This is a genomic window from Paraburkholderia fungorum (genome assembly GCF_046027215.1).
Classification (GTDB): domain Bacteria; phylum Pseudomonadota; class Gammaproteobacteria; order Burkholderiales; family Burkholderiaceae; genus Paraburkholderia; species Paraburkholderia fungorum_D.
Window position 1 is genome coordinate 1,466,171 of the sequence record NZ_JAQQEN010000002.1, and the last position, 21,026, is coordinate 1,487,196.

A 21,026-nucleotide genomic window follows, 5' to 3' on the forward strand; every position below is an offset into this window, starting at 1 on the left:
CCGCTCAGCCGCTCAACCAATCAGTTCCTCAGGCGTGACGCGCGTCGCGCCCCACGCGTCGGCAAGCATTTCGCAACGGCCGAGCCGTATTGCCTCGCGCTCGAAGTCGACGAATACGATTTCGTCCGCGTCGAGGGGCCGCCCCGGCTGATCGCTACTGCGCCCATCTGTCAGAATCCACAGCCAGCGCTGCTGCGCGGGCTTGCGGCGCGCGCAGCGTTCCAGCAGTTGGGCTGCCGTGCTGACGCCCGAAGCAAGCGGCGTCCCGCCTCCACCGCCCACTGGCCGCAACCACCGTTCGTTCCACCAGCGCGGTACGGCGGGACCAAAACGCAACTCCGCTCCGGCGCCGCCGAAACACACCAGCGCGGCTTCGGCACGCGCGGCGCTCGCGCGGTCGAACAACGCGATCAGCAGCCCCTTGGCGAGTGCAAGGCGCTGGCCGGCCAGCATCGAACCCGAACAATCGAGTACGAAGCAATGCAGCACACCGCCGCGCGGCGCCGCTGGCACGAAGCGCAGATGTCGGGCGCGCAGTCTGTCTTGCCGCATCGCGGCGAGCGTCGGCGGCCATGCAATGCGCTTGCCTGGCTCGCCGTCGACGCGGCTGCGTGAATCCGTTCCGGCCCCTTGCCGCCATCGAAAACCGCTGCGCGAGTCAGCGGCGGCCCCCTTCCGATGGCTCAGCGTTTTTTTGCGCTGAGCGCGATCACGCTTTTGACCGGCGAGACGCCCGCCGGCTCCGGCGCCAGGTAACCCCAATCGCTATCGCCGGCAGAGTCAGTGGGTACGCCATCCGCCGGACGCATCGTGTCCGCATCGGATGCAGCTTGCTGCGGCGCATGCGGCGCTTGCTGCGCATCCGCCTCGCGCTCATGCCGCCGATGCGCCAGCACCGCCTCAGCAACGCGTTCGACATGCTCCGCCGTGACCGCAGCCGCCTGCTCCAGCGCCGCGAGGGCGCGCGCCGCACGCAGCATCACGAGGTCAGCGCGCAGCCCGTCCACGGCCGCCTCGATGCACAGTGTGCTCACGCGTGCATGCACCGCGTCGTCGAATGCGAGTTGGGGCAAGGCATCGCGCGCCGTGTGAATCCGCTGCATCAGCGTTGCCTGCTGCTGCGCGTACGCCGCACGAAAACCCTGCGGATCGAGATCGAAAGCAAGCCGCGCTTTGACGATCTGCTGGCGCACCTGCGCTTCGAAACAGTTCCGCAGCTCGACCATCAAGCCGAAGCGGTCAATGAGTTGGGGCCGCAACTCCCCTTCTTCCGGGTTCATCGTACCGATCAGCACGAAGCTCGCGTCGTGGCTATGCGAAACGCCATCGCGCTCGACGGTATTCACGCCGCTCGCCGCAGCATCGAGCAACGCGTCGACGAGCGCATCGGGCAGCAGATTCACTTCGTCGACATACAGCACGCCACGATGCGCTTTTGCAAGCAATCCCGGTGAGAAACGCACCTCGCCGTCGCGCAGCACGGTTTCGATATCGAGCGTGCCAATCAGGCGATCCTCGCTGGCGCCGAGCGGCAGATTCACCAGTTGCCCTTCCGGCAGCAGTTCGGCGAGCGCACGCGCCGCAGTGGATTTCGCGGTGCCGCGCGGCCCACTGACCAGCACACCGCCCAGACCCGGATCGATCGCGGCCAGCAGAAGTGCCTGCTGCAACGGCGCCTGGCCGATCAACGCCGCGAATGGAAACGCGGGCCGCTGGGTCGCTGCGTTCATGGTTGCATTCCTTCAATATGCTGCTCGCTGGCCAGCAAATGGTGTTCGACTTGCGCGCGATAGTCGCCGGGGCTTTGCCACAACCCACGCTGCATGGCTTCGAGCAAACGCTCGCAGACCGAATGCAGCGCGTGCGGATTGTGGCGCTGCATGAACTCGCGCGTATCGGCGTCGTTCAGATAGGCGTCGGTGACGAGCGCATATTGGTGATCGTCGATCACGCGCGCGGTTGCATCGTAGCCGTAGAGATAGTCGACCGTTGCGGCGATTTCCGCAGCCCCCTTATAGCCGTGACGCTTCACACCATCGAGCCATTTCGGATTGACCACGCGCGAACGGACTACGCGCGCGATTTCCTCATGCAGTGTGCGCACGCGCGGCGCGTCCGGATTACTGTGATCGGCGTGATAAATATGCGGCTGATTGCCGGCCAGGTGGCGCACCGCCGCGACCATGCCGCCCTGGAACTGGTAGTAGTCGTTCGAATCGAGCAAGTCGTGCTCGCGGTTGTCCTGATTCTGCAGCACCACGTCCATCGCGGCGAGACGCGTGCCGAACGCATGGCGCGCTTCTTCGCCGGTGCTTTTCTGCGTGTAGGCGTAGCCGCCCCACGCCTGGTACGCATTGGCGAGGTCGGCGTCGGTTTGCCATTGCTGCGAGTCGATCATGTCTTGCAGACCCGCGCCATACGCGCCGGGCCGCGCACTGAAGACGCGCCAGCCGGCACGTTTGCGCGCCTCGGCGGCATCCATGCCGCGGGCGATAAGCGCATCGCGTTCGCGCAGCACACGCGCGCGGATCGGATTCAGATCTTCGGGTTCGTCGAGCTCGGCCACCGCCTGCACCGCGGCATCGAACAGATGCATGACGTTAGCGAAGGCGTCGCGGAAAAAGCCTGACACGCGCAACGTGACATCGATACGCGGCCGGTCGAACACCTCGATCGGCATGATCTCGAAGTCGGTCACGCGATGGCTGCCCGGCGCCCACTTCGGCCGCACGCCGAGCAAGGCAAGAGCCTGGGCGATGTCGTCGCCGCCGGTGCGCATCGTCGCGGTACCCCACACGGAAAGGCCGATGGCGCGTGGATAATCGCCATGCTCCTGCACGTGCCGCTCGAGCAACTGCTGCGCGGATTTCAGGCCGAGCGACCAGGCGGCCTGGGTCGGAACCGCACGCGTGTCGACTGAATAGAAGTTGCGGCCGGTAGGCAGCACGTCGGGGCGTCCGCGCGACGGCGAACCGCTAGGCCCCGGCGGCACGAAGCGCCCTTCGAGGCCGCGCCTCAGTTGCCGCATTTCCTGCGGACCACATGCATCGAGCCGCGGCAGGACGTCCTCACGCAGGCGTTCAATCACACGCGCCGCTTGCGGCAACGTGCCCGCCGCCGGTGCCGGAGCTTGCGCATCATCGCCACAGACACTGCGCAACATCTCGGCCGCCAACAACTCCAGGCGCTCGCGCGTGTCGCCACCATGCCGCCACGGCGCGTCGCTCACGCGCTGCAACACGTCCGGGCGCGGACCGTTCCACGCCGCCGACCAATCCACCGATAACGGATCGAACAGATGATCCATCTGCAGATCGCGCGCCAATGCGTCGATCAAGCCAGCCTTCGCGCCTTGCCCGTCGCCGACCGGAAAGCGCCCGAGCGCCAGCAGCGTATCGCGCCGCTGCACGCCTTCCGGCGACTGCCCGAACGTGTGCAAACCGTCGCGAATCTGCGCCTCCTTCAGTTCGCACAGCCACGCGTCGACCCGCGTAAGCAGCACGTCTTCATCGTCCTGACCGGCAGGCTCGGCGAGACTCAGCTCTTCATGCAGCTTATGCTCGACGATGGTCGCGAGAATCGTGCTCCGCAACAGCTTCGAACGACGCGGGTCGACCATCAGCGCTTCATAGTATTCGTCGACCTGGCGCTCGAGATCCTGCAGCGGCCCATAGCTTTCCGCCCGCGTGAGCGGCGGCATCAGGTGATCGATAATCACGGCTTGCGCGCGGCGCTTTGCCTGACTCCCCTCGCCCGGATCGTTGACGATGAAGGGATACAGATGCGGCATCGGCCCCAGAATCAGATCGGGCCAGCATGCCCCGCTCAGCGCGACGCTCTTGCCCGGCAGCCATTCGAGATTGCCATGCTTGCCGACATGCACGACCGCGTCGATGCCGAACTGATGGCGCAGCCAGAAATAGAACGCCAGATACGCATGCGGCGGCACGAGCTCGGCGTCGTGATAGCTCGCGTAATCGCCCTGGTCACGTGAGCGTGACGGCTGGATGCCGACGAACACCTGGCCGCAGCGCCAGCCCGCGATCATGAAGCGGCCACGCCGCAAGGTCGGATCCTGCTCCGGCGAACCCCAACGCGCGTTCAATGCATTGCGCGCTTCCATAGGCAGGCGGTTGAAGTGCGCAAGATAATCGTCGAGTGCAAGGCTTTGCAGTGCCGGACGCAAATCACGCACGATGGGGTCATTGGTGACGCCTTCCGTGAGCTTCTTCAGCAGCGCGTCGCCGTCTGCGGGGAGGTCGCCCAGACGATAACCTTCGTCGCGCAACATCGACAGAATCCCGACCACCGACGCTGGCGTATCGAGCCCCACACCATTGCCGATGCGTCCTTCGCTCATCGGATAGTTCGCCAGGATCAGCGCGAGTTTTTTGTCCGCGTTGCCGAGCGTACGCAGGCGGCACCAGCGGCGGCTCAGCTCGGCAAGAAAGCCCACACGCTCGAGGTCCGGCTGATAACGCACCACATCCACTTCGGTGTGCGGACAACGATACGCGAGACCCTTGAAACTGATCGCGCGCGTGATGATGCGGCCGTCCACTTCCGGCAGCGCGATGTGCATGGCGATATCGCGTGAGTTGAGACCTTGATTGTCCTTGAGCCAGTCTTCGCGATTGCCGCCGCTCAGGATCACCTGCAGCACCGGCGCGTCGCCGGCGAGCGCGAGCGGCTCGGGATCGTCGATCGCCGAGGCGGCGAACGCGGTCGTATTCAACACCAGCGTGACGTCGTGTTGCGCGCACAACTGCTGCACGACGTCGCGGCTCATCGCATCTTTCAGCGAGGTGATCGCAATTGGCAGCGGATTCAGCCCTTGTGCCTCGAGCGCATCGATCAGCACGTCGAACACCGCCGTGTTGGCCGCCTGCAGATGCGCCTTGTAGAACAGGATCGCAGCGACTGGCGCGCCGTGACGCCAACGCGCCTGCCAGTCGGAGATCGTCGGCGTGTCGCGTTCGGGATGGTAAAGCGTGGCGGCAGGCAACGCGCGCGGCGGCGCCGGCTCACGACCCCAGCCGAAGCTGCGATAGGCGATACAGCGCAGGAATGCCTCGGCATTCTGCGGACCGCCTTCACGCAGGTAGCGCCAGAGTTGATGGCACAGCGCGGCGTCGGCGGTACTGCGCGCAAGCAGGTTCGGATCTTCCTGCAAATCGCCGGAGAACATTGCGAGCGTTTGCTGCTTGCGCTCCGCGAGTGTCACCACCTGTTCGATGCCGTAAGGCCAGTACGCCTCGCCGCCGAGGTGATCGACCACCACGACGCGCGCGTGCTGCAACACGTCTTCGACATAGAAATCGACGGAGGCCGGTTGCCGCAAATACGTGACGTTCGCAAGCCGCAGGCTCGGAAAACCGTCGCCGAGGCGAGGAAATACGCTGGCAAGCAGCGACAGCGTGGTGTCGGCGGAACTGAGCACCACGATATCGGCGGGCTGCTGATCGATACGGATCACGCCCTGGGTATCGTCGACAAAACCGCCCGGCGTAGTGCGCAGCAGATGCATGATCGACTACGCCTGTTGCGGCTGCGCGCTGGACACGGCGCTCAAGGCGGCCTCGAAAGCGCGTTGCAGCGCGGCCGGATCCAGGTCTTCACCGATCAGTACAAAGCGGCTTTGCGGCGTTTCCCCCGCTTGCCAGCGGCGATCGAAGTAACTATCGAAACGGCGCCCCACGCCCTGGATCACCAGACGCATGGCCGCGCCCGGCAACGCGGCGAAACCTTTGACGCGGTAAATCGTGTTCGTTTCGACAAGCCCTTGCAGCGCCGCAATCACCGCTTCACGCGAAGGCGCGCTTGCGTGGACCACCACGGAATCGAATTCGTCGTGATGGTGATCGGCGTCGTCGGCGGAGCCGTGGTGATCGTGGCGCAGGTGGATCGTTTCTTCCGACGCCGCTTCGAGACCGAGCAACGTGTGCAGATCGAGTTCGCCCCTATGCGCGCGCACGATCTTCACTTGCGGCGGAATCTCCCCGCGAATCAGCGTTTCCACAGCAGCTTGCTGCGCGTCGTCGAGCAGGTCTGTTTTATTCAGAATCACGAGATCCGCCGCGGACAATTGATCTTCGAACAGTTCGTGCAGCGGCGACTCGTGATCGAGATTCGGGTCGGCCTTGCGCTGCGCATCCACGGCAACGGGGTTGTCGGCGAACTGGCCGCTTGCCGCAGCCGGGCCGTCCACCACGGTGACGACCGCGTCGACCGTAAAGCTGTTCTTGATCTGCGGCCAGTTGAATGCCTGCACCAGCGGCTTGGGCAGCGCGAGCCCGGAGGTTTCGATCAGCACATGATCGATCTGCTCGCGGCGCTCCACCAGTTTCTCCATGACCGGGAAAAACTCTTCCTGCACGGTGCAACACAGGCATCCGTTCGCGAGTTCATACAATTGCCCTTCGGTTTCGGCGCCGTTCTCGTCGCAGCCGATGCCGCAACCCTTGAGGATTTCACCGTCAATGCCAAGTTCGCCGAACTCGTTGACGATCACCGCGATGCGCTTGCCGCCCGCATGCTGAAGAATATGCCGCAGCAGCGTGGTCTTGCCGCTGCCGAGAAAACCCGTAACGATAGTGACGGGGATCTTGCGCATTTGAGTTTGCATCGTGGGGTCCATCCGTAGAAATGCACGTTCACGCCGACGCGCCTCGTATTGATCGACCACACGGGGCGACGGCCCTGCCAGCCAAAGACAATTACAAAACGCGGGGACGAAAAACGGCGTTGCCGGGGCAACTGAAATCGACAATGAGATCACGAACGAGCCGCCGCATCCCCGCGGCATTCGTTCTGCGTAGTCTGGCCGGTATCCGGGCTGGCGAAAGCGCCGCTTCACCTTCCCGTGCGAGTGGTTTCTCGCCCAGTGGTTATATGCCGACGCGGCCTTGCGCGTGGACATTGAAGCCGGCTCCGCGACGCAGAGATTGCGCCGCTGTTCGCTTACCGTTGCGGGGGCAGCACAGGTTGACCCGATCCATTGCAGGCGGGAGCCCTGTTTCCCGTTTAACTGCATGCGCACGAGCGCGCACACGAGCACCAAAGTGCGTGCGAGTGTAGGCCCGCGGCCTTGCGCCGTCAAGGAAACGCGGGCTGCGGCGGCGCCGAATCGGCGCGCTGGCGGGGGCCGCCGTGTGCTATCGTATGCGCGCGTTTGGTGCCCGCACATGCGTTCAGCGTGTGCAGTTAAACGGGAAACAGGCAGCGCCCGGTGCGCTCAACCTGTGCTGTCCCCGCAACGGTAAGCGACCTGCGGCGTCATGTGGTTTGTCTGGCGCCGCGCATGTGTTTTCGATGCCACTGTCTGACGAATTCAGACGGGAAGGCAAAGCGCATGAGGCCGCCAGCCCGGATACCGGCCAGACGCGGAGGCAGCGTTCGTCACGCTGCCGGCCGCCGGAATCCGCGAGGGACGGATGTGAAGGCGTTGTGAAGCACGACATGGCGCGCCCGTTTGCGTTTATCCGAAGAAAACGTAGCGAGCGGCGTTTTTCGTCGTGCGTAATCTGTCGCACCGCATGAGCTTTCATTTCGCCTGGGCCGTCTGCACGGCACGCCTGTTTCCCTCTGCCACGGCATGGCGCGCGCCATGCACGCCGCGATGAGCCGCGCATGGCTGATCGGCGCGGGTCCGGGCGACATCGAACTGATGACGCTCAAGGCAACCCGCGCGTTGGCGCGGGCCGATGTCGTGCTGGTCGACGATCTGGTGAATCCCGAGGTGCTGCAGTTCGCGCGTGCCGACGCGCTGGTGGTCTACGTCGGCAAACGCGGCGGCCATCCGTCCACACCGCAAGCCGGCATCGTCGCGCAAATGCTCGAACATCTTCAGGCCGGGCGCAGTGTCGCGCGCCTGAAAGGCGGCGACCCGTTCGTGTTTGGCCGTGGCGGCGAAGAGCAGCAGGCGCTGCACGCGGCGGGCATCGAAGTCGACATCATCAACGGCATCACCGCGGGCATTGCAGCGCCCGCGGCCATCGGCATTCCGGTCACCCATCGCGATCACGCGCAGGGCGTGGTGTTCGTCACCGGACACGGCGCCGGCAGCGGCGAGCCCGACTGGGCCGCGCTCGTCGCCACCCGTATGACGCTGGTGATCTATATGGGTATGCAGAGGTTGAACGACATTGTCGAGGCGTTGCTCGCGGCCGGCATGCGTGCCGATACGCCGTGCGCGGCAATCGAATCCGCCACGCGTCCAGAGCAGCGCCATGTGCTAGGGCACCTCAACGGATTCGCCGACGACGTTTCACGCGCCGGGCTCGGCTCGCCGGCGATCGTGGTGATCGGCGGGGTGGCGTCGCTGGCGCTGGCCGCCACCGCCGCCGCCGCCGCGAACGCGGATCGCGCGCCATGAAAACGCTCTGTGTCGGCATCGGTTGCCGCTCGAACAGTTCGGCTGAGCAGATCGAAGCGGCCGTGCGCGCCGCGCTCGGCCCCCTCGCGTTCGAGGCGATCGGCGTCGTTGCAACGGTCGATGCCAGGGCGCAGGAAGCGGGTTTGCACGAATTCTGCGCGCGTCACGCGCTGCCGTTAGCAATCATTAGTCGCGAGCAGATCGCCACGCTGCCTCTCGCGACTGCCGAGCCCTCGGCCGCGGCGCGCGAATATCTTGGTGTGGACGGCGTATGCGAGCCCTGCGCGTTGCTCGCTGCCGCTCCGGGCGCGCGCCTGATCGTCCGCAAGACCATACTCGATGGCGTCACGGCGGCGATCGCCTCAACCGCTCACGCCGGCATCGACATCACGCACAACGACTTCAACAAACAGGACCTTCCATGAAAACAGACCCCGAATCGCATCAACGCATGACCGAGCGCCGGCGCGAAGGCCATGAGAAAAAGCAGGCTGCCGCCACCGTTGAAAAGGGCCTGCTGATCGTCAACACCGGCACCGGCAAGGGCAAAACCACGGCCGCGTTCGGCATGGCCGTGCGCGTGCTCGGACACGGCATGCGCCTCGGCGTCGTGCAGTTCATCAAAGGCGCGCTGCATACCTCGGAGCGCGATTTTCTCGGCGCGATCGCGCAATGCGATTTCGTCACGATGGGCGACGGCTACACCTGGAACACCCAGAACCGCGACGCCGACATCGCCACCGCGCGCAAAGGCTGGAACGAAGCACGCCGGATGATCGAAAGCGGCGACTATCAGATGGTGATCCTCGACGAGTTGAACACCGTGCTGAAGTACGAATACCTGCCGCTCGACGAAGTGCTGTCGGTCCTGAAAGCGCGCGCGCCGATGCTGCACGTGGTGGTGACCGGCCGTCACGCGCCGGACGCGCTGATCGAAGCGGCGGACCTCGTCACCGAAATGCGGATCGTCAAGCACCCGTATCGCGAGCAAGGCGTGAAAGCGCAGCGCGGCGTGGAGTTCTGACGCATGTCCGCCTGCCCCGCCCTGTTCATTAGCGCGCCCGCGTCGGGCCAAGGCAAGACCACCATCACCGCGGGTCTGGCGCGCTACCATCGGCGGCTGGGGCGGCGCGTGCGCGTGTTCAAAACAGGCCCCGATTTTCTCGATCCGATGATACTGGCGCGTGCAAGCGGCGCGCCGGTGTTGTCGCTCGATCTCTGGATGGTGGGCGAAACGGCCTGCCGCACCCTGCTTGCACAAGCGGCGCGCGAGGCCGATCTGATCCTGATCGAAGGGGTGATGGGCCTGTTCGATGGCACGCCGAGCAGCGCCGATCTGGCCACCGTATTCGGCGTGCCGGTGCTGGCGGTGATTTCAGCGAAAGCCATGGCGCAGACCTTCGGCGCGCTCGCCTTCGGTCTCGCCCGCTTCAGGCCCGAGGTGCCGTTTTACGGCGTGCTGGCCAACCGCGTCGGCTCGGCAAGACACGCGCAGATGCTCGAAGAGGCGCTGCCGGCCGACCTGCGCTGGTGCGGGCACATCACGGGCGACGACGCCATCGAATTGCCCGATCGCCACCTCGGCCTGCATCAGGCGGCCGAAATCGACGATCTGAATACGCGCCTCGATCGCGCGGCCGATGCGCTCTCGCACACCGCGCTGGCGGAATTGCCGCCACCGGTCGAATTCGGCACGCCGGCCAATGAAGCGCTGCCGCGTCTGCTGGAAGGCAAGCGGATTGCCATCGCCCGTGACGCGGCGTTCTCGTTCATCTATCCGGCCAACGTCACGCTGTTGCAGGAACTCGGCGCGCGTGTGGCGTATTTCTCGCCGCTCGCCAATGAAGCGCTGCCGGACAATACCGATGCCGTCTATCTTCCAGGCGGCTATCCCGAGCTCCACGCACCCGCACTCGCACGCAACGCGGCCAGCGCCGCGGCGATCCGCACGCATGCCGTGGCGGGCAAGCCGGTCGTCGCCGAATGCGGCGGCATGCTCTACCTGCTCGAACAGCTCACCGACACGAGCGGCGTCAGCACACCCATGCTCGGCCTGCTGCCCGGCCACGCGACCATGCAAACGCGCTTCACCGCGCTCGGCATGCAGCAGATCGACAGCCTGCACGGGCCGCTGACAGGCCACACGTTTCACTATTCGAAGCTGAGCACGCCGCTCACGCCGCTGCGTTCCGCCACCCGGCCGCAGAGCGACGCTCCCGGTGAGGCCGTGTTCCGCGCCGGTTCGATCGTCGCGAGCTATATGCACGCCTATTGGCCCTCCAACCCGGCCTTCACGGCCGCCCTGTTCCATGGCGAAGCCTTTTAACGACTCCGAGCGCGAGGCCGTCTACCGCGCCATTTACGAACGGCGCGACATGCGCCACTTCGTGCGCGACCCGGTCGATGCCGTCGTACTGCAACGTTTGCTCGACGCCGCGCATCACGCGCCGAGCGTCGGCTTCATGCAGCCGTGGCGCATTGCGCGCATCACCGATCCGGCGTTGCGCGCCGCCCTGCATCAGACGGTGGAAAGCGAACGGCTCGCCACCGCCGATGCACTCGGCAAGCGCCGCGAAGAGTTCATGAAGCTGAAAGTGGAAGGCATGCTGGAGTGCGGTGAACTGCTGGTGATGGCGCTGATGGATGGCCGCGAGCGCCACATCTTCGGCCGCCGCACCTTGCCGGAGATGGATCTCGCGTCGGTGGCCTGCGCGATCCAGAACATGTGGCTCGCGGCCCGCGCGGAAGGGCTTGGCATGGGCTGGGTGTCGCTGTTCGATGTCGACGCGGTGCGCGCGCTACTGCATATGCCCGAAGGCGCGCGGCCGGTGGCGATTCTCTGTCTCGGCCACGTCGATCACTTTTACAGCGAGCCGATGCTGGAAACCGAACGCTGGGCGAGCCGCATGCCGCTCGCCGATTGCGTATTCGAAAACCACTGGCCCGCAAACGAAAAAGCGCCGGAATAAAGCCCGCACCGGCGTCCGAATCAGGCACTGCGCTTTATGGTTGCAGTGGCTTGACCGACACCACATCCGGTACACCGCCGGCCTGAGCGGCGCGCAGTGTCACTCGCCAGTCGGGTGGTGCGCCGAACGGCAATTGCGCCAGAGCACTTTTGACGAGCGCGGGCATCGCGTGCACTGGATCCGCATCCCGATCGCTGCTCGTTGCACTGACTTTGTAGACCTCCTGTCCGCTCGCGCGCTCGAAAAACCGCAGCGTCAACGCGTGCTGATAAGCGCGTGCACCGAACAGCGAGAACGGCGGTTCAGCCGGGCGGCCACATGCGCCTGCCGTGCAATCGCCTGAGTTGACACCGACCGAGGCCGGGCGCGTGTCATAGGCCATTGACAGCAGATAGTGCGCGGGTTTGTCCGCCGTATCGACAAAGCCGTTCTTCGCCAGTTCGTCGCGCAGCAAGGCTTCGAATTGCGGATGATCCGCACTGTCGTCCTGCGACGGCATGCGCGCAATCGCATAGGTTCGCTCGCCCTGCAGCGCCGCAGCGGGGCTCGCGCTATGCACGTCGGCGCTCAGGCCGGCGCAGCCGGTGAGACTCGCCGCGGCCAGCACGGCACAGATCAGTATCGCTTTCACCGTCTTCTCGCCTCAATAGACTGCGGATTCACATTTCACACTTGATACGTCACGGGCGCAGCGTGGCGGACCCATCGGCCTGCGCATCGTCGAGCACCGGCAGATGAATCGTAAAGGCCGTGCCCTTGCCCGGCGCGCTCACCACCTCGACATCGCCGCCGTGGCGTGTCACGACGGTTTTGACAAACGCCATGCCCAATCCGGCGCCGTCTACTTCCGGCCGCTCGTCCTGATGAAAGCGCCGGAACCGTTCGAACAGACCCGCCTGCTGTGTTTCCGGAATGCCATAGCCTTCGTCGCGGATCGTGCACGACACACGTTTGGCCATGCCGGGCGCGATAACCGGCGCCACGCGCTTGAGGCTGCACGTGATCCGCGTATCCGGCGGGCTGTATTTCACCGCATTGTTAAGGATATTGACGAGCGCGCGCGTCATCAGCGAGCGGTCGGCGCAGATCCAGTGACCCGCGTCGTCATCGGTATCGGTTTGCAGCGTGATCTGCTTCGCGTGGGCCTGTGGCCAGATTTCATCGCTCGCGTCGATCAGCAGTTCGGTGAGGCTCACCGGTTCGAGTACATAGGCTTGCGATTCGGCGCGCGCCAGTTGCACGAAATCGTCGGCGAGCGTCAGCGCGCGTTGCGCATAGCGTTCGATGCGTTCGAGCAGACCGCGCGCCAGCACCGATTCACCGCGGGCCCGCTCGATCTCGACGAGCGCGAGAATCGACGCCTGCGGCGAGCGCATATCGTGCGACAGGAGCTGCAATGCATCTTCCCGTTGACGTTCAGCCGCATGCAGGGCCGATACGTCGACAAGCCCCGCGATCCAGCCGGTCGTCTCGCCTTGCTCGTTGGTGCAGTTCGCGTAACGCAGCAGATGGTCGCGCCCGTTGGCGTCGCGCACCTCCACGCCCTGCTCCATCAACGCGGCGAATTCACGGCGCGCCGGGTCGAGCAGCGCGGGCCAATGGGTGTGCGCATGCAGGTTGTGTTCGGCGTCGGATGCCGCGCCGCTATCGATGGTCTTGACCAGCGTCAGGCCACCCAGCACCGCCTGCATCAGCCGGCCCTCCGGCAGCGGCGCGCCCAGCCGCGCGAAATGCGCCTTCGCGGCATGGTTCGCGATCAGCACGATGCCATGCACGTCGCTCACCAGAATCGGCTCGGGCATGCTGTCGAGGCTGTCCCACACGAAGCGCTTCATGTCCTGCACGCGCTGCGCCGCCTGTGCCATCAGCCCCATATGCTGCTCCAGCACGTCGCCGCCGAACTCGCGGCGCGGCTGCGGCGTTTCCGGCAGAAGATGCGGCTCGTCGGCAAGGCGTTGTAGCTCGTCGCGCAGATAGGCCATGGTCATTTCGAGGCGCCGCCAGTTCCAGATCGGATACACGACGATCACGCCGACAATCGCCGGCACCGGCGACATCCACAGTCGCGCGCCGTACAGCAGGACGGCGCTCCCCGCTGCGGCGAGCGCGCACAGCGCGCCCGTCAACAATAGCGAGCGGCGCGGCGACAGCACCAGGAAGCCGGCCAGCAGCACGGCCAGCGGCACCAGTGACACGACGAACACCAGCCATGGCGCGACCGGCTCGATTGCGCGGCCGGTCAACAACGTGTCGAGCACGTTCGCGTGAATGTAGATGCCCGGCAACGGCCCCAGTTCGCCGGACACCGGCGTCGCAAAGCGGTCGTATAAACCGGATGCGGTGACGCCGACCAGCACGATGCGCCCGCGCAGCGTGTTCGCAGGCACCTCGCCGGCGAGCACGCTCGCGAAACTCAGCCTCCTGTAGTTTTGCGCATTCAGTCCGAAGGGGATCAGAAAGCGGGCTTCACCGTCGGAAGGTGTCGCCACCGCGCGGCCACCGGAGCGCTTGTGCGGCCGTTCATACAATTGCAGCGCGCCACGCTCGACCGCCTGTGCGACCGGCACCATCAATTGCGGCCAGCTCGCATCCGCGTCGCCCTCGAATTGCGCAACGCTGCGCACGATACCGTCGCTATCCACTTCGAGATTGATATGGCCGAGGCCGGCCGCGGCACGCGCGAGCGGCGGCACCGGGTCGACCGCGACACGTCGGCCGGCGTTGTCAGGCGGCGCCAGCAGCATCGGCAAATAGGTGGGACTCAATGCGACCGCGCCGGCGAGCGGGGTGTCTTCCGGATTGGCTTCGGTGAAGAGCACGTCGTACACCACGGCCGCGGGCTTCGCCTTCGCGATCTGTTCGAGCAATTTGGCATGCACGCTGCGCGGCCATGGCCAGCGGCCGAGTTGCGCGATGCTGGCATTGTCGATTTCGACTACCACGATGTCGGATAGCAAGGGCTGCGCGCGCAGGCTCAGGAAGCGGTCGTAGACGAGATGATCGACGCTCGCGGTCAGCCGGCCGAGCGAGCCGAGCAGAATCACCACGATCCCAAGACAGCCGATGCCCACCCATTCGAGCAGGAAGCGGCGGCCGGCGCGCCGTCCGAGACGGGCGCGCGGGTCGAGGCTCAGACGTGGGGAGGTGTTCGGCAAAGCGTTGCGTGGTCCATGGGCTATGTTTTCAGCGCGCCAGCGTAAATGACCGCACCGAACTGCTCTTCTCATAGAACCGGCCGTTTTCGAACTGCTCGGCGACGATCGTCCAATAATAGACACCCGCCGGCAGATCGCTCACCACCAGTTGGCCGCCCATCAGATCCGTGCGATCCACGATCGGATGGCGCAGATCGGCGCTCGCGGCCAGCACGAACCGAAAGCGCGTCTCGACGGTCGAGCGGCTGACAAACCAGCGGAATTCGTAGTCGCGGCTACCGGCGCGCGGTGCCGCCGACGCCGCCAGCCCAAGCTGACGCCGTTCGAACCCATACACCTGCGGCAGGCCTTCGAGTCCGTTTGCGTCGATCGCGGCGATGCGCACGAAATAAGTGCCGTCGGCCAGATCGCCAAAATCCGCATGCTGCGCGCTGACACGCAGATCCCGGATCAGGTCGAGCTGATCGGCATCGCGTGCGATCTGCACACGATAGGCGGTGGCGGGTACGGCAGGCACGAGGTCGAAGGCGACCGTCTTGCCGTCCTGTACCCTGGCCGGCTCGGTGAGCGCCGGCGCGGGCAGCAATTCGACCGGCGCGCCGATCGCGTCGCCCGTGCGTGTGATGCTGCCGAAGCTCGCTTTGACGAGCTGCGCGGAGGCCTGCAACGGCACGCCCGGCAGTGGCGCGGCGGCGTGTGCCCCGTTGCTGGAAGGATCGACACCGACCGCGCCGTCGAGCACTTCGACCGCGGTGGTTCGCGTGTCGCCGTCATAAGCCACCTTGAAACGCGTGCCGCGCACGCCCGCCACAACCGACGGCGAGCGGATCTGGAAGCGGTCATCCTTTCTGGTCGCATGCGTGACCTGACTCTCGACTTCCCCATGATGCAGATCGAGGATGCGGTCGGCTGTGCCAGTCAGTGCGGTGCGCCGCAGCGTGCCGATATCGAGCAAGCCGTCTTGCAGGACCGACACGTGCGAGCCGTCCGGCAACTCCAGCGTGACGAAGCCGTTATCGCCGGTACGGATGTGGTCCCCTTCGCCGAGCATCGTGCCCGCTGCTAGCGGCACGTAAGGATTCTTGCCGAACGCGTGCTCGGCAGGGCCGCTCGTCGCGATCACACGCGCGGCTTCCGGGTCCTGCCTGAGTTTGTCGGCGGGCAGTCGCAACGCGATGCCGGCGGGCATGCGGCGCGGCGCGGGCACATGGTTCAGCCGGCTCAACACGGCCCAGTCGTGCGGATCGCGCATATAGCGGCCGGCGATGTCGTATAGCGTGTCGCCCTCGCGGGTCACGTACGGGACGTAGGCCGGCGCGGCGGCGCTCGTGCGAGGTCGCGGCATGCGGGAGGTCTGGGTCTGGGCCTTCGCCGGCACCGGCACGAGACAGGTCACCGCCATCAATCCCGCCGCCAGCGCCGTGCATGCGCGGCGGCCCGGCGAACGCACGAGGCCGTGCGCCGCCGTCCCCAGGGAAACCGTCACGCGTCCCCCGCTTCGCGGCGTTCATCGCCAGCGGCCGACGGCGCGCCGGACTCGATCCGCTCAAGCCGGTACCCGTAGCCGTAGATCGGCGTCAGCCGATAGCCCTGCTCCGGGCGCAAGCCGAGCTTGCTGCGCAGCATCGACACGTGCGTGTCCATTGTGCGGGAAGGGATATCCGTCGCCTGCTTCCAGATCACGTCGAGAATGTGCGCGCGCGACAGCGGCCGGCTCAGGTGCTGGAACAGCAGCAGCGCGAGTTCGAACTCCTTCTGCGTCACCGCGACCGTCGCGCCGCGCACCACCACTTGCCTCGCGCCGAGATCGAACTCGAATTCGCCGAAGACTTCCTTCACCGCAGCCGGTTTCAGGTGATACGCGCGGCGCAGCAATGAACCGACGCGCGCCAGCAGCACCGCGGCGGAAACTGGCTTGACGACGTAGTCGTCCGCGCCCGTGTTGAGGATCGAGGTGATATCGGTTTCGCGGCCGCGGCTTGTCATGAAGAGAACTGGCAAGCGCTCGGACAGACTTTCACGCACCCAGCGCAGCACCTCTTCACCCGACATGTCGGGGACGTTCCAGTCGAGCACCAGCAGATCAAAGGTCTGGCGCCGCAGTTGCCGCACCAGTTCGCGGCCCGCGCCGTACGCGTGGCAGATGTGACCCGCTGCCGACAGCGTTTGGCAAACAAGATCGGCCTGGGCCGAATCGTCATCCAGAACTGCAATTCTCATAGAACCCCGCGATGCGACATCGTCCTTCGTAACTGATGGCCGGCGAGCCGGCAGACGGCCGGGATGACGGTGAGCGCACCGACGATCCGGCTTCCGATTCCATCTTCGGCTGCCCTTTTCTTCGATTTGTGGTCCTTTGCCTCACCCCCGTTTGAGTTCGGCAGCCCCTCGTCTCGAAATTGGCGCGTAATTTTTGCTTTATCGCGACGATTACCGAGGGGGGCAAATCATCATAATCGAAAACGGCCGTTCTTTTTCCCGGAGGCGGTGGTGCGGCTATCTGGCGCGGCTCTGCCGTTGCGAGCCGCGCGTTTTGCCGTGTTTACCACGTGCGCGCTGGCTCTGCGGCTTTTCAAATCGACCTCCGCGGGTCGGTGTTCGGGTCGGTTGGGCTCTCGCCCGCGCAATGTTGGCCCCGCCTGCCTGTGTCCTCTCAGGTCACGCTTCGACCTCAGAGAACGTTAATTTGACAATTTGCGAGTCAGTATAAGAACAGTCTCAAAATAAATCGTTTAAAGATTGTTAGATGGTTTGACTAGAACCATACCGCTAGCCTTTCGGCAAGGAACTCGGTGCGTTTGGGGGCGAGTCAGAGAGTGTCTGGCGATACGTGCGATGTCATGGGACCCGAGGTACTGGCACGCGCAGCGCACGCCTGAGCCCACGCCGCGCCCTCACCTGGCCCCTCATCGGCCGCCTTCAATCTCCGGCATCGGCGCAAACAGCGCATCGAGGTCGTCGTCCGAGAACTTGGTCGTGCCGGCGGCGTCTTCGGAAAGAATGCTGTCGGCCAACCCCGCCTTTTCCTCCTGCAACGCCACAATCTTCTCTTCGATGCTGCCCGCCGCAATCAGCTTGTAGACGAATACAGGCTTGTCCTGCCCCAGCCGATGCGCGCGGTCAGTCGCCTGATTCTCCGCTGCGGGATTCCACCACGGATCGTAGTGAATCACCGTGTCGGCCGCGGTCAGATTCAGGCCCACGCCGCCTGCCTTCAGGCTGATCAGGAACAGCGGCACCTCGCCCTGCTGGAAGCGCTGAACCGGCGTGACGCGGTCCGCCGTATCGCCGGTCAGGATTACATAGGGAATCGCGGCTTCCTCGAGCGCTTCGCCAATCAACGCGAGCATGCCGGTGAACTGCGAGAACAGCAGCACGCGCCGCCCTTCCTCGATCAGTTCAGGCAGCATCGACAGTAGCAAATCGAGCTTGGCCGAGCGCATGGCGCGCGCGCCCTTCTCGATCTTCTCCGCCTTGTTACTCTTGACGTCCGCCTCGCCCGCTGCTTTGGCGGCTTTGATCGTCCTGACGAGACGCGGATCGCAGCATACCTGGCGCAGCTTCAGCAAGGCATCGAGCACGATGATATGGCTGCGCGCGAGGCCCTGCGCGCTGACCGCGGCGCGCACTTTCTCCTGCATCGCCGTGCGTACGGTTTCGTAGAGATCACGTTGCGCCCCTTCCAGGTCGACCGAGCACACGATGGTGGTCTTGGCCGGCAACTCCTTCGCCACCTCGTCCTTGCGACGCCGCAGCATGAACGGCCGGATGCGGCGCGCCAGCAATGCGCGGCGTACGCCGTCGCCGTTCTTCTCGATCGGATTGCGCCAGCGTTTGGTGAAGTCTTTCTGGCTGCCCAGAAAGCCCGGCAGCAGGAAGTCGAATTGCGACCACAGCTCGCCGAGGTGATTCTCGAGCGGCGTCCCCGTCAAACACAGCCGATGCCGCGCGCGCAACCCGCGGATCGCCTGCGCCGCCTTGGTCGTGGCGTTCTTGACGTACTGCGCTTCGTCGAGAATCAGCAGATGGTAATCGTGCTGGGCGAGCACCTTCTGATCGCGCCATAACAGCGCGTAGGTCGTCAGAATCAGTTCATGCTCGCGAATCTGCTCGAAACGCTCCTTGCGCTGTGGGCCGTTCAACGCCAGCACCTTCAGATCGGGTGCGAAGCGGCGTGCTTCCTCGCGCCAGTTATGTACGAGCGTGGTCGGCACGACAATCAGCGCGGGACGGTCGAGCCGTCCGGCTTCCTTCTCCGCGAGAATGTGCGCGAGCGTCTGCACGGTCTTGCCCAGACCCATGTCGTCGGCCAGCACGCCGGCCAGATCGTGTTCGCGCAGAAACTGCATCCAGTTGAGGCCCTGCTGCTGATATGCGCGCAGTTCCGCCTGCAGACCGCGCGGCACCGGCACCTCGTGCAGCCCCGGTCCCGCCTGCAGCCGCCGCGCCAGCTGGCGGATCGAATCTTCGCCGTGGAATTGCCAACGGCCGGTGCTGTTCAACGCCTCCAGCCGGCCCGCGTCGACGGCGGCCACGCGCAGCGGCGCGCCGTCGAACAGCGCCCCGCCGAGCGCATCGAACAGGTCGACCAGCACGCGCACCACCGGCTTGAGCCGGTCGGCGCGCAAGCGCAGGCGCTTGTTCTCGTCGGTCTTTAGCTCGATCGGCTCGTCGTCGGCGATCGTTTCGAGCGCGCCGCCGAGCCACCGCCGGTCGCGCCGGAACAGGTCCGCGAGAAGCGGCTCGAGCCGCACGTTGCGCTCGCCGATGCGGATGCCCATCTCCAGGTCGAACCAGCCGTCGCCGGCCTGATGCGCCTCGCCGTCGATCGCGTCGATCTCGATGATGTTGTAGCGGAACTCCGGCGCCATCGTCACGCGCCAGCCTTTGGCGACGAGTTCCGGCACGGCGTCGCTCACGAAAGCAGACCATGCGTCGGCATCGGGCAGGCCGAGCATGGTATCGGGCAGGACGCGCGACGCGTAGACGCGGCTCGTCGGGACCTTCTGAAGCCCGGTTTTGCGCAGTTCGAGCAGACGCTTTTTCTCGGCCTCGTAGCGGCGGCGGATATGGATCACGTCGCCACCCGGCATCGGCACCAGCGTGACGCTGCTGTCGACGTTGATACTCACACCGTCGTAGTCGAAGCTGACGCCGGCCAGCTCCACGGCCTCGGCTTTGCGCGCCCCGGCCTTACCGGCCGACGGCAGCGCATGGCTGTTGAGCGTCAGCACCGGCACGGGGTCGACATCGATCACGCGAATCGAAGAAGCGTCATGCGCGGGCGGCAACGGCAGATCCGGCGCGATCTCGCGCAGCACCGAGGCGACCAGCGGAGCCTCGGCGAGCGAGATCGGCGGCATCGCCAGGTAGTCGGGCAATTGCTGGAACGGCAATGACGACTCGACGATACCGGCTTCGTTCGCGACGCCATCCACGTACCAGACCGGTTCGGTGGGCAGCACCATGGTGGCGCGCGGCTCGGTGCACAGCACCGGACGCAGCCGCTCGTCGGCGAGCGGCTCCCATTCGATCCGGCCGGGCCGGTCGGCGCCACGCGACAGCGGCGTCGGCCCGTCGTGGCCGGGTTCGGGTCGTAACTCGAAGAACAGGCGCCCAGTGGCGATCAGCTTTTGCAGCATCTCCGCGCCGCTCGTGCCGCGCAGGATGAACTGGCCGAAGTCCTCACGGGACCGGCCCAGCCACAGGCCGCGCAGGATCGACAGGTCTTCGTCGGAGACGAACCTGGGTTGCTTGACGAGCGCCGCTTCCACGTTGCCCCAAGGTTCGTCGACTTCGACAATCGTGCCGTCGGGATTGCAGCGCGCCCGGTATAGCACCACCTCGTGGCGCTTGTGGAAACTCGACCAGTTGAGCAGATAGGCCAGCGTCTGGGTGCGCGCCGCACCCGCTTTCTGCGCGACCGCGTCGGCGGCTTCGGCGCGCGCGCGAAAACGTTCGAGCCAGCTGACCAGTTCGGGCCGCACGCCCGACGGCGACGGCACGTTTTCTCCGTGCCACGCCCGCGCAGACTCGCCCGACTCAGCCTCGTCCGATTCGAAATCGACGTTGGTTATATGGTCCATCTCGTCGTGATACGCGAGCTCGGCGAGCAGCAGCGCAGCGACGTGTTTGCAATTGCGGCCGACCGGGCAGCTGCAATCGCCCTGCGCCCACGGCGAACCGCCATCGGTACGAAACTTCACCCGTGTTTTATAGGGAAGCGGTCGCGTGCCTTGCACATTGCCGCTGAGCGTGTCGCCGCGCCATTCCACATGCGTGACGGCGCCGACCGACCGCGCCTTCGCGACGGTATGGTCACCGAGCCATGCCACGATCCGTTCCCGATCAAAGAAAACTGACGACATCAGGGTTCATCCATATTCGAGCTGGCAATGACGAGCGCGCGCATGACGGAGAATCGCCGCAGCGGGTGGCGTGCAGCGCCTGCCGGCGAGTTTCTGTGCGGCATCGATTGCCTGTGGTAACCGGCCATTTTACGCGTTGGACGCAATCGGCTGTGCCGGC

General features: G+C 65.4%; 14 protein-coding genes and 2 riboswitches. Of the genes, 5 read left to right on the forward strand and 9 right to left on the reverse strand.

Annotated elements, in window-relative coordinates:
* Positions 1–12: 12 nt before the first annotated feature.
* The 4 genes from PQR27_RS27135 to cobW form a co-directional block, all read right to left on the reverse strand.
* On the reverse strand, positions 13–552 hold the full coding sequence (locus PQR27_RS27135; RefSeq protein WP_408526689.1) for a vWA domain-containing protein: 540 nt from the start codon (positions 550–552) through the stop codon (positions 13–15).
* A gap of 131 nt (positions 553–683) precedes the next feature.
* Positions 684–1,730, reverse strand: coding sequence for a magnesium chelatase ATPase subunit I (locus PQR27_RS27140; RefSeq protein WP_408526690.1), 1,047 nt, complete (start codon positions 1,728–1,730; stop codon positions 684–686).
* Complete coding sequence (gene cobN / locus PQR27_RS27145; RefSeq protein ID WP_408526691.1) at positions 1,727–5,527, reverse strand: cobaltochelatase subunit CobN; 3,801 nt, start codon at positions 5,525–5,527, stop codon at positions 1,727–1,729. The genes PQR27_RS27140 and cobN overlap by 4 nt, the downstream gene beginning before the upstream one ends.
* Before the next feature lie 6 nt (positions 5,528–5,533).
* The gene (gene cobW, locus PQR27_RS27150; RefSeq protein ID WP_408526692.1) at positions 5,534–6,625 is read right to left on the reverse strand and encodes a cobalamin biosynthesis protein CobW; all 1,092 of its coding nucleotides are present in this window, start codon (positions 6,623–6,625) and stop codon (positions 5,534–5,536) included.
* A gap of 179 nt (positions 6,626–6,804) precedes the next feature.
* Positions 6,805–7,076, reverse strand: a riboswitch (cobalamin riboswitch).
* 79 nt (positions 7,077–7,155) lie between these two features.
* Positions 7,156–7,395: riboswitch (cobalamin riboswitch) on the forward strand.
* Positions 7,396–7,618: 223 nt separating this feature from the next.
* Between cobW and cobA the strand changes: the two genes are divergently transcribed.
* The 5 genes from cobA to bluB are packed head-to-tail and all read left to right on the forward strand — an operon-like array spanning position 7,619 to position 11,343.
* Positions 7,619–8,374: a uroporphyrinogen-III C-methyltransferase gene (gene cobA / locus PQR27_RS27155; RefSeq protein WP_408528314.1), complete on the forward strand. Its 756-nt coding sequence runs from the start codon at positions 7,619–7,621 to the stop codon at positions 8,372–8,374.
* Entirely contained in the window at positions 8,371–8,799 is a 429-nt protein-coding gene (locus tag PQR27_RS27160) for a cobalamin biosynthesis protein (RefSeq protein WP_408526693.1), read from the forward strand. Before cobA ends, PQR27_RS27160 begins: the two co-directional genes overlap by 4 nt.
* Positions 8,796–9,398, forward strand: a complete 603-nt coding sequence (gene cobO / locus PQR27_RS27165; protein WP_408526694.1) for a cob(I)yrinic acid a,c-diamide adenosyltransferase — start codon at positions 8,796–8,798, stop codon at positions 9,396–9,398. Before PQR27_RS27160 ends, cobO begins: the two co-directional genes overlap by 4 nt.
* 3 nt (positions 9,399–9,401) lie before the next feature.
* A complete protein-coding gene (locus PQR27_RS27170; RefSeq protein WP_408526695.1) occupies positions 9,402–10,700 on the forward strand; it encodes a cobyrinic acid a,c-diamide synthase CobB in 1,299 nt (432 codons plus the stop codon).
* Positions 10,684–11,343 carry a 5,6-dimethylbenzimidazole synthase gene (bluB, locus tag PQR27_RS27175; RefSeq protein WP_408526696.1) on the forward strand — a complete coding sequence of 220 codons (660 nt, stop codon included), beginning with the start codon at positions 10,684–10,686 and terminating at the stop codon, positions 11,341–11,343. Before PQR27_RS27170 ends, bluB begins: the two co-directional genes overlap by 17 nt.
* Positions 11,344–11,377: 34 nt before the next feature.
* On the opposite strand, the gene PQR27_RS27180 is transcribed toward bluB, so the two are convergent.
* The 5 genes from PQR27_RS27180 to PQR27_RS27200 form a co-directional block, all read right to left on the reverse strand.
* Positions 11,378–11,974, reverse strand: a complete 597-nt coding sequence (locus PQR27_RS27180) for a DUF4136 domain-containing protein (protein WP_408526697.1) — start codon at positions 11,972–11,974, stop codon at positions 11,378–11,380.
* Positions 11,975–12,023: 49 nt separating this feature from the next.
* Positions 12,024–14,498, reverse strand: coding sequence for a CHASE2 domain-containing protein (locus tag PQR27_RS27185; RefSeq protein WP_408526698.1), 2,475 nt, complete (start codon positions 14,496–14,498; stop codon positions 12,024–12,026).
* A gap of 28 nt (positions 14,499–14,526) precedes the next feature.
* Positions 14,527–15,984, reverse strand: coding sequence for a FecR family protein (locus PQR27_RS27190; RefSeq protein ID WP_408526699.1), 1,458 nt, complete (start codon positions 15,982–15,984; stop codon positions 14,527–14,529).
* On the reverse strand, positions 15,981–16,718 hold the full coding sequence (locus PQR27_RS27195) for a response regulator transcription factor (protein ID WP_408526700.1): 738 nt from the start codon (positions 16,716–16,718) through the stop codon (positions 15,981–15,983). Before PQR27_RS27195 ends, PQR27_RS27190 begins: the two co-directional genes overlap by 4 nt.
* Before the next feature lie 686 nt (positions 16,719–17,404).
* Positions 17,405–20,866: a DEAD/DEAH box helicase gene (locus tag PQR27_RS27200; RefSeq protein ID WP_408526701.1), complete on the reverse strand. Its 3,462-nt coding sequence runs from the start codon at positions 20,864–20,866 to the stop codon at positions 17,405–17,407.
* Positions 20,867–21,026 lie beyond the last annotated feature (160 nt).